The organism is Streptomyces sp. NPDC051776 (assembly GCF_040681345.1).
GTDB lineage: Bacteria > Actinomycetota > Actinomycetes > Streptomycetales > Streptomycetaceae > Streptomyces.
This window is the reverse complement of record NZ_JBFAYQ010000055.1, coordinates 23,412-32,488: the sequence shown is the minus strand read 5'-3', so window position 1 is coordinate 32,488 and position 9,077 is coordinate 23,412. Positions and strand designations below refer to the sequence as shown.

8 protein-coding genes are annotated in these 9,077 nt (G+C 70.3%); 7 read left to right on the top strand and 1 reads right to left on the bottom strand.

Features of this window, described 5'->3' with window-relative positions:
- Nucleotides 1-685: 685 nt before the first annotated feature.
- The 3 genes from ltrA to nudC all read left to right on the top strand — a co-directional run bounded on the left by ltrA (nucleotide 686) and on the right by nudC (nucleotide 4,969).
- Entirely contained in the window at nucleotides 686-2,152 is a 1,467-nt protein-coding gene (ltrA, locus tag AB0M26_RS28220) for a group II intron reverse transcriptase/maturase (RefSeq protein ID WP_365265284.1), read from the top strand.
- 341 nt (nucleotides 2,153-2,493) lie between these two features.
- Nucleotides 2,494-3,936 (top strand): dipeptidase, encoded by a 1,443-nt coding sequence (locus AB0M26_RS28215; protein WP_365265282.1) that lies wholly within the window; start codon nucleotides 2,494-2,496, stop codon nucleotides 3,934-3,936.
- Between the two features lie 88 nt (nucleotides 3,937-4,024).
- Nucleotides 4,025-4,969: an NAD(+) diphosphatase gene (gene nudC, locus AB0M26_RS28210; protein WP_365265280.1), complete on the top strand. Its 945-nt coding sequence runs from the start codon at nucleotides 4,025-4,027 to the stop codon at nucleotides 4,967-4,969.
- Between the two features lie 67 nt (nucleotides 4,970-5,036).
- Here the strand turns inward: nudC and AB0M26_RS28205 are convergent, their stop codons facing one another.
- Nucleotides 5,037-5,279, bottom strand: coding sequence for a mycoredoxin (locus AB0M26_RS28205; protein WP_365265288.1), 243 nt, complete (start codon nucleotides 5,277-5,279; stop codon nucleotides 5,037-5,039).
- Between the two features lie 199 nt (nucleotides 5,280-5,478).
- Here AB0M26_RS28205 and AB0M26_RS28200 point away from each other — a divergent pair, with 199 nt between their 5' ends.
- The 4 genes from AB0M26_RS28200 to AB0M26_RS28185 all read left to right on the top strand — a co-directional run bounded on the left by AB0M26_RS28200 (nucleotide 5,479) and on the right by AB0M26_RS28185 (nucleotide 9,061).
- Nucleotides 5,479-7,713 (top strand): ATP-dependent DNA helicase UvrD2, encoded by a 2,235-nt coding sequence (locus tag AB0M26_RS28200; protein WP_365265278.1) that lies wholly within the window; start codon nucleotides 5,479-5,481, stop codon nucleotides 7,711-7,713.
- A gap of 163 nt (nucleotides 7,714-7,876) precedes the next feature.
- Nucleotides 7,877-8,197, top strand: a complete 321-nt coding sequence (locus AB0M26_RS28195) for a hypothetical protein (protein ID WP_365265276.1) — start codon at nucleotides 7,877-7,879, stop codon at nucleotides 8,195-8,197.
- Nucleotides 8,198-8,372: 175 nt separating this feature from the next.
- Entirely contained in the window at nucleotides 8,373-8,738 is a 366-nt protein-coding gene (locus AB0M26_RS28190) for a WhiB family transcriptional regulator (RefSeq protein ID WP_360846065.1), read from the top strand.
- Nucleotides 8,735-9,061 (top strand): hypothetical protein, encoded by a 327-nt coding sequence (locus AB0M26_RS28185; protein WP_365265274.1) that lies wholly within the window; start codon nucleotides 8,735-8,737, stop codon nucleotides 9,059-9,061. Before AB0M26_RS28190 ends, AB0M26_RS28185 begins: the two co-directional genes overlap by 4 nt.
- The last annotated feature ends 16 nt before the right edge of the window (nucleotides 9,062-9,077 follow it).

Below are 9,077 nucleotides of genomic sequence, written 5' to 3'. Positions count from 1 at the left end.
CTGGCCCGCCGCCGCATCAGCGTGCTGTTCGCGATGCTCCGCGACGGCACCTTCTACGAACCCAGAACCCCACGCCTCGCTTGACGAAAGACATAGGTGCGCCGTGAAGCGCGAGTTGTTCGAGTGGCGGTGAAAGGACGCCACCGCCGTCCTGTCGCAGCAGGGCGGTTGAAGCTGAGGGCAGCCCAACCCGGGAGGTGCCGGGGAGGGTGGCAAGCGGCCCTGACAAAGCCGGGACGTATCAGCACTGCCAGATGATGCGGGTCAGGCAAGCGAGACGGAAAGGAGTACGCGAGGAACCGGCGTTGACGCCTCCTTACTCGTCACCAGCTCGAACCTGGCGGATCTGGGCTGGTTGCGGTGCGTCTCTGCCTCCCTGGAAGTGGGGAACTCCCTGGTCGGTTGCTATGTGTCGGCCTGGGAGGCCACGACGAAGCGCTGCGGGGTAGTCGTGGCGATGCCGCGGGGGTATAGCCGGGCTCCTCCTCCGTCGATCGAACAAGACGTGAACACGGGAACCGTTCTGGCCCTGACCTGCGGCAACGCCTCCAGCGAGGCCGCAGGCTGGGCCCACCGTCGGCCGACCGGGCCGGGACGGGACGGAGTCGCCGTAGTACTCCGAGCCGGGGAGAGCCCGGCACATGGGGAAGGGCGGCAGCGGAATCGAGAAGGGAAGGAGACTGCAATGCCGAAAGAAGCACCGTTGAACAGCGGTGCACCAGAGGCCCCAATGGGGTCTCACCAGCGGGTATCGGGGATGCAGGCCAAACTTCACCGTTGGGCGGCGGCCGACAAAGGCCGCAGGTTCGACGATCTGTTCAACCTCGTGTGTGACCCGGCGACGCTCCTGGTGGCGTTCGAACGGGTCGCGGGAAACAAAGGGGCCAAAACGCCCGGAGTGGACGACCTCACCGCCGTCAACGTCGAGCAAGAGATTGGCTCTTACGGGTTCCTGGAGGATCTTCGGCACGTACTTAAATCGGGTGAGTTCCGCCCGCTGCCGGTGCGCGAACGGAAGATCCCCAAGCCGGGCGGTTCGGGCAAGGTCAGAAGCCTAGGCATTCCGACTATCACCGACCGCGTGGTCCAGGCGGCCCTCAAGCTGGTGCTGGAGCCGCTCTTCGAGGCCGAATTCAAACCGGTCTCCTACGGCTTCCGGCCTCTGCGGCGGGCACACGATGCGATCGCCGAGATCCACTTCTACGGCACCCATGGCTACCGCTGGGTCCTGGACGCGGACATCGAGGCGTGCTTCGACTCGATCGACCACACGGCCCTGATGGACCGAGTGCGAGACCGGGTCAAGGACAGGCGCGTGCTGCAGCTGGTCAAAGCGTTCCTCAAGGCCGGCGTCCTCACCGAGGACAACAACCGCGAGGACACTCTCACCGGCACCCCGCAGGGCGGCATTCTCTCCCCGCTCCTGGCGAACATCGCCCTGTCGGCGCTCGACGAGCACCTGACCGGGTCCTGGGAGCCGGGCGGGGAGATGGCCACCAGTCACCTGCGCAGACGCCGCCGTTCCGCTGGACGTCCGAACTGGCGGATCGTCCGCTACGCGGACGATTTCGTGGTTCTGGTCGACGGCGCACGCGGCGACGTCGAGGCGCTGCGCGAGGACATCTCTGGCGTACTGCAACCGCTCGGTCTTCGTCTCTCCGAGGCGAAGACGCAGGTGGTGCACATGTCGGACGGGTTCGACTTCTTGGGGTTCCGCATCCAGTGGCGCCGCAAGCGAGGAACGGACCAGTGGCACGTCTACACCTTCATCGCTGACCGGCCCATCCGGCAGCTGAAGGACAAGATCCGTGCCCTGACGAACAGAACATCGCAGCAAAACCCCAGGGACGTGCTGATCAGGCTCAACCAGATCATGCGCGGCTGGGCCAACTACTTCAAACACGCGGTCTGCAAAGCCGCCCTGAGCTCCCTGGCCAGCCTCACGTGGCACCGGGTGATCAGCTGGTGGATGGCACTGCACCGCTGGAAGTGGAAGGACGTCCGCCGACGCTTCACCGACCGCAACGGACGGTGGCAAAAGCTCTCGGCAGACGGGATCGAACTGTTCGACCTCCAGGCGGTGACGGTAACCCGCTACCGCTACAGAGGCAACACGATCCCCACTCCCTGGACCAGCCTCAACCACGCCTGAACGGCAGAGTCCGTGGAGAGCCCGGTACTCGGAGACGGGTACGCCGGGTTCGGCGAGCGGCACGGAGAGACGGACCGGTGGCAACACCGGAACCGCGCTCCGTGCCGACTCAACAGGCACCCCCCCGTTCCCGCGTCCCCGCGCCCCCCGCCCCGCGTCCCCGCGCCCCCTGCGCCCCGGCCTCACGTCCCCTCGCGCCCCAGCCCCCGCCCGCGCGTCCCGCGCTCGTGACGCCCGTGCCTGGCGGGGTGCCGCGGCGGCGCCCGGGGGCCTGCGGACAAGGGCCGTCCGTTGTCCACAGGCCGGGAGACGCTCCCCTCCCGGCCGGTAGGCTCCTCCGCATGAGTACCGCCCCGGACAGCGCCGTCCGCGCCTACATCGACGACCACCGCTACGCCTTCCTCGACGACCTCGCGGCATGGCTGCGCATCCCCTCCGTGTCGGCCGACCCGGCCCGCGCGGGGGACGTCCGGCGCAGCGCCGAATGGCTGGCGGCCAAGCTCGCCGAGACCGGCTTCCCCGTCACCGAGATCTGGGAGACCGGCGGCAGCACCACAGGTGACCCCGGCGCCCCGGGCATGGCGCCCCCCGCTCCCGCCGTCTTCGCCGAGTGGCCGTCCGACAACCCGGACGCCCCCACCGTGCTGGTCTACGGGCACCACGACGTGCAGCCCGCGGCGCGCGCGGACGGCTGGGCCACGGAGCCGTTCGAGCCCGTCGTCCGGGACGGGCGGCTCTACGCGCGCGGTGCGGCCGACGACAAGGGGCAGGTCTTCCTCCACGCCCTCGGCGTGCGAGCCCACCTCGCCGCAACCGGCCGTACGGCCCCCGCCGTCAACATCAAGCTGCTCGTCGAGGGCGAGGAGGAGTCCGGTTCGCCGCACTTCGCCGCCCTCGTCGCCGAGCGCGCCCAGCGCCTCGCGTGTGACGCCGTGATCGTCTCGGACACGGGCATGTGGTCCGAGGACACTCCGACGGTCTGCACCGGCATGCGCGGCCTGGCCGACTGCCAGATCGACCTCCACGGACCCGACCAGGACATCCACTCCGGCTCCTTCGGCGGCGCCGTGCCCAACCCGGCGACCGAGGCCGCCCGCCTCGCCGCCGCCCTGCACGACGACGACCGCCGCGTGGCGATCCCCGGTTTCTACGACGGCGTCGTCGAACTCACCGACCGCGAGCGGGAGCTCTTCGCAGAGCTGCCGTTCGATGAGGAGTCGTGGCTGCGCACGGCCCATGCGCACGCGACGCTCGGCGAGGAGGGCTACACCACCCTGGAGCGGATCTGGGCCCGCCCGACGGCCGAGGTCAACGGCATCGCAGGTGGCTACCAAGGTCCCGGCGGCAAGACGATCGTGCCCGCCACCGCCCAGCTCAAGCTGTCGTTCCGCCTGGTCGCGGGCATGGAGACGGAGAAGGTGCAGCAGGCCGTGCGCGACTGGGTCGCGGAGCGCCTCCCGGCCGGCATCCGCCACGAGATCACGTTCTGGGGCGCGACCCGCCCCTGCCTGACCCCGCTCGACCACCCGGCGCTGCAGTCCGTCGTACGGGCCATGAGCAGGGCGTTCGGCCAAAAGATCCGGTTCACCCGCGAGGGCGGTTCCGGGCCCGCGGCCGACCTTGCGGACGTCCTCGGCGCACCGGTCCTCTTCCTGGGCATCTCGGTGCCCTCGGACGGCTGGCACGCGCCGAACGAGAAGGTCGAGATCGACCTCCTGATGAAGGGCGTCGAGACCACCGCCTACCTGTGGGGCGATCTGGCGGCGCATGGCCCGATCACCTGAAGCCCAGCCGCCTCGCCGCACCGACGGCGCGCACCGAGCCGAGGGCCGCGCCGGAACACCCGTCCCTCAGGGGGAGTTGGAAGCAGCCGTGACTACCCGGACCGACCACAGCGCCGTCCCGCGGATCGCCCTGACCGCGCCGAGCGGTATCGACCGCGCTGCCCACCACCGTCTCGACGAGCCCTGGCTCGCGGCCGCGTGGAGCCATCCCTCGACGCGGGTCTTCGTTGTCTCCGGCGGCCAGGTGCTGATCGACGACACCCCCGACGGCCGCACCGAACTGGTCATGACGCCCTCGTTCGAGGCGCCGCCGACCGAGACGCACCGCTATTTCCTCGGCACGGACGAGGGCGGTGTGTGCTACTTCGCGCTGCAGAAGGACGCCCTGCCCGGGCGGATGGACCAGTCGGCGCGCCCCGCCGGGCTGCGGGAGGCAGGGGCGCTGCTGTCCGAGCGCGACGCGGCCCTGATGGTGCACGCCGTTGCCCTGGAGAACTGGCAGCGGCTCCACCGGTTCTGCTCGCGCTGCGGCGAGCGCACGGTCGTCGCGGCAGCGGGCCATATCCGCCGCTGCCCGGCGTGCGGTGCCGAGCACTACCCCCGTACCGATCCCGCCGTGATCATGCTGGTCACCGACGGGGAGGACCGGGCTCTGCTCGGCCGCCAAGTGCACTGGCCGGAGGGCCGCTTCTCGACGCTCGCGGGCTTCGTGGAGCCCGGTGAGTCGATCGAGCAGGCGGTCGTCCGCGAGGTGTACGAGGAGGCGGGCGTGCCGGTCGGCGACGTCGAGTACGTCGCAAGCCAGCCCTGGCCGTTCCCGTCGAGTCTGATGCTCGGCTTCATGGCCCGTGCCCGCTCCTCGGAGCTCCGGATCGACGGCGAGGAGATCCACGAGGCGCGGTGGTTCTCGCGGGACGAACTACGGGCCGCGTTCGAGTCGGGCGAGGTCCTGCCGCCGTCGGGGATCTCCATCGCGGCCCGGCTCATCGAGCTCTGGTACGGAAAGCCGCTGCCGGCCGGCGTCCCGCGCTGACTCAGGCCGCTCCACCCGGCCGCGGTGCGGTCACCGCCCGGCCGGGAAACCCCGGCCGGGCGCGGCATCAGGTGCCGATCCGCTCCTTGACCTGGGCCAAGGAGGGGTTGGGCAGGGCGGAGCCGTCGGGGAAGAGGACGGTCGGCACGAGCTGGTTGCCGTTGTTGACCTTCTCGACGAAGGCCGCCGAGGCCGGGTCCTGCTCGATGTTGATCTCGGTGTACGCGATGCCCTCGCGGTCCATCTGGTTCTTCAGGCGGCGGCAGTAGCCGCACCAAGTCGTGCTGTACATCGTCACCGTGCCCTGCAACGGCTCCTGCATCGTCCTCGTACTCCTTCGATTCGGGGTGTCGCGCTACGGCTCCGGGGGTGTTGTGGCCCGGCGGCCGAAGGAAGAACGCGCAGCCCTCGCCGCGCATTCCCCCTGATCGTCTGCATAAGTACGACTGCAACCACACAGGTGTGGACAAGCATCCCAGGCGTCACGGGAGACCTGGCAGCATGGCGGGGTGACATCAGTAACGGACACCACACTCTTCCCGGCAGTTCCCGATTCGGCGGACGCGGTGCTCGACGGTCTCGACCCGGAGCAGCGCGAGGTCGCCACGGCGCTGCACGGCCCGGTGTGCGTGCTGGCCGGTGCGGGCACGGGCAAGACCCGCGCGATCACGCACCGGATCGCCTACGGCGTCCGTGCCGGGATACTCCAGCCCGCCAGTGTGCTGGCCGTCACGTTCACCAACCGCGCCGCGGGGGAGATGCGCGGGCGGCTGCGCCAACTCGGGGCGGCGGGCGTCCAGGCGCGCACCTTCCACTCCGCCGCCCTGCGCCAGCTCCAGTACTTCTGGCCGCGCGTGGTCGGTGGCGAGCTGCCCCGGCTCGCCGAGCGCAAGATCCAGCTGGTGGCCGAGGCCGCCGCCCGCACCCGTATCCGCCTGGACCGGAACGAGCTGCGGGATGTCACGGGTGAGATCGAATGGGCGAAGGTCACCCAGACCGTTCCGGAGGACTACCCGGCGGCGGCCGCGAAGGCCGGCCGCGAGGTGCCCCGGGATCCGGCCGAGATCGCCGGGATCTACGGTGCCTACGAGCAGCTCAAGCGCGACCGGGGCTCCATCGACTTCGAGGACGTGCTGTTGCTGACGGTCGGCGTGCTCGAGGACCGGCCCGACATCGCGGACCAGGTGCGCGGGCAGTACCAGCACTTCGTCGTCGACGAGTACCAGGACGTCAGCCCGCTGCAGCAGCGGCTCCTTGAGCTGTGGCTGGGCGACCGGGACAGTCTGTGCGTGGTGGGCGACGCCAGTCAGACGATCTATTCCTTCACCGGCGCGACGCCCGACCATCTGCTGAACTTCCGCACCCGGCACCCGAATGCGACGGTGGTGAAGCTCATCCGTGACTACCGCTCCACCCCGCAGGTCGTGCACTTGGCCAACGGCTTGCTGGGGCAGGCGCGTGGCCGAGCGGCCGAGCATAGCCTGGAGCTGGTTTCGCAACGCGACGCCGGACCCGAGCCCATCTACGCCGAGTTCGCCGACGAACCGGCCGAGGCCGAGGGCACGGCCCGCAGTATCCGCGGCCTGCTCGACGCCGGGGTCCCCGCCAGCGAGATCGCCGTCCTCTACCGCGTCAACGCGCAGTCGGAGGTCTATGAACAGGCCCTCGCCGACCAGGGAGTGCCTTACCAGATGCGGGGCGCGGAGCGGTTCTTCGAGCGTCCCGAAGTGCGCGAGGCCGGGGTCGCTCTGCGCGGCGCCGCCCGCGCCGGGGGAAATGATGTGCTGCTGGACGACGCCGACGATCTGGCGTCCCAAGTGCGGGCCGTGCTCGCGGCGTCGGGCTGGACCTCCGAGCCACCCTCGGGCTCCGGCGCCGCACGGGACCGGTGGGAGTCCCTGGCCGCACTCGTCCGGCTCGCCGAGCAGTTCGCCACCGCGCGCATCTCGGCGGGCGCACCGGCGCCGACCCTCGCCGACCTCGTCGCGGAGCTCGACGAGCGGGCCAACGCGCAGCACGCGCCCACCATCGAAGGCGTCACGCTCGCCTCACTGCACGCCGCGAAGGGCCTGGAGTGGGACGCGGTGTTCCTGGTCGGCCTGACCGAGGGGACGATGCCGATCACCTACGCCCGGACGGACGAGCAGATCGAGGAAGAACGCCGGCTGCTCTACGTCGGCGTGACGCGTGCACGGGTTCATCTCGCCCTCTCGTGGGCGCTCTCGCGCGCGCCGGGCGGCCGTGCGTCGCGCAGGCCCAGCCGGTTTCTGAGCGGGCTCGGGCCAGGTTCCGCGGCAACCGGCAGCCGCACCCGGGGCGGGGGCGGCGGCATCGAGCGCGGCAGCGGTGGGAGGAAGCGCCGCGGCCCCGTCCGGTGCCGGGTGTGCGGGCGCACGCTGACGGACGCCGGCGAGATGAAGCTGATGCGCTGCGAGGGCTGTCCCTCCGATCTCGACGAGGCGCTCTACGAGAGGCTGCGCGAGTGGCGCATGAAAGAGGCCGGCGCACTCGGCCAGCCGGCCTACTGTGTCTTCACCGACAAGACGCTGATGGCCATCGCCGAGGCCGTGCCGGACAGCGAGTCGGCACTGGGGTCCATCTCGGGGGTCGGGCGCCGCAAGCTCGACCGGTTCGGGGCAGCTGTCCTGGCGTTGTGCGCGGGCGAGGAAGTCGCCCGTGACGCCGCCGCGGACGGCCCAGGGGAGGCGGCGGAGCAAGCCTCGGGGGAGCCCGCGGATGACTGATACAAACTCGTCGAGAAAATAGTTTGCGCATGCCACAAGAATCCCCATAGCCTTCCGAGCACGGGTCAACGGACTTCTCCGAACCGCTGATCCGTGTTGTACTGAAGAGCCCATGGGCTGGTTTGCACCAGTCCCCCGAGACGCCGAGAGGAGGCGAGCCCAAATGATCAGCATCACCAAATTGGCCGGTCACAAGGCCGCCTTCTGCCTGCCCGGCGTCTCTGTGCTTCGTGGCACCGGTCTGTCCGGCGCTGCCGAAGCACGTCGTCGCTTCGAGCGCGGCATCGTCGCGGTCGACGCGCGACCGATCCAGGCACCGGCGGCGGTAGCGGCGGCACAGGTCTCGGCCTATGCCCCTGCGGCCAATGGTGCCGACCTCCAGCAGACGTGGACCAGTGGCTTCGCCGCCGGCGCCAACTCTGCGGCCGAGCACCTCACGATGCGGGCCTTCCGCGGGCTCGAACCCTGGAGAGATCCAGCCTGATCGCAAGATCAGGTCGGCACCTTCCAGGGCCGCGGAACCCGAACCGGGATCCGCGGCCCTTTCCGTTGCCGGGGGGACGTAAGCGTCCTTCCGCCGGCGGAATCGGAAAGCCACCCGGTACCGACCGACCACCCCGGCCCACCAGGCCGGGCCAGAACAGACGAGGAACACGAAGGTGCACAGTCCAGCGCACGCCCCGTCCGTCCCGCACGACCCTGCGATCCCCCCGCCCGGCTCCACGGAGGTCACCTTGACTCAGTCCACCCCGCTCACCGTGCTCGACGACGAGATCGAGCGCCTCGGCGAACTCGTCCCCTGCCGCTCTTACGACCCGGAGGTCTTTTTCGCCGAGTCGCCGGCCGACGTCGAGTACGCCAAGTCGCTCTGCCAGACCTGCCCGCTGCGCGAGGCCTGCCTCGCGGGCGCCAAAGACCGGCGCGAGCCGTGGGGCGTCTGGGGCGGCGAGCTGTTCGTCCAGGGTGTCGTCGTGCCGCGCAAGCGGCCGCGTGGCCGCCCGCGCAAGAACCCGGTTGCGGCATGACCACCCACGGAACGATCGACCGTCCACGCACGCACGACCCCATGAAGCAGGTCCCCACGATGAAGCCGCCCACCTACGAGCCGTCCCCCACCGGTACGCCGGACCGTCCCAAGTCCGGTGCACACTCCTCCCGCCAGAACAGGACCCGAGAAATGCAACTCATCCCAGAAGCCTTGGCCCGTGCCCATATGGAAGACCGACTGCACGAGGCCGAGTCCGAACGCAGGGCCTGGCGCGTTGCCGCCGCCCGGCGCATGCAGCGTCGCGCCGAGCGCGCCTCGCTCCGCGCCAGGCGCGCCATCGCCATGGCCGTCATGCAGTGACCGCCTGAGCTCGACA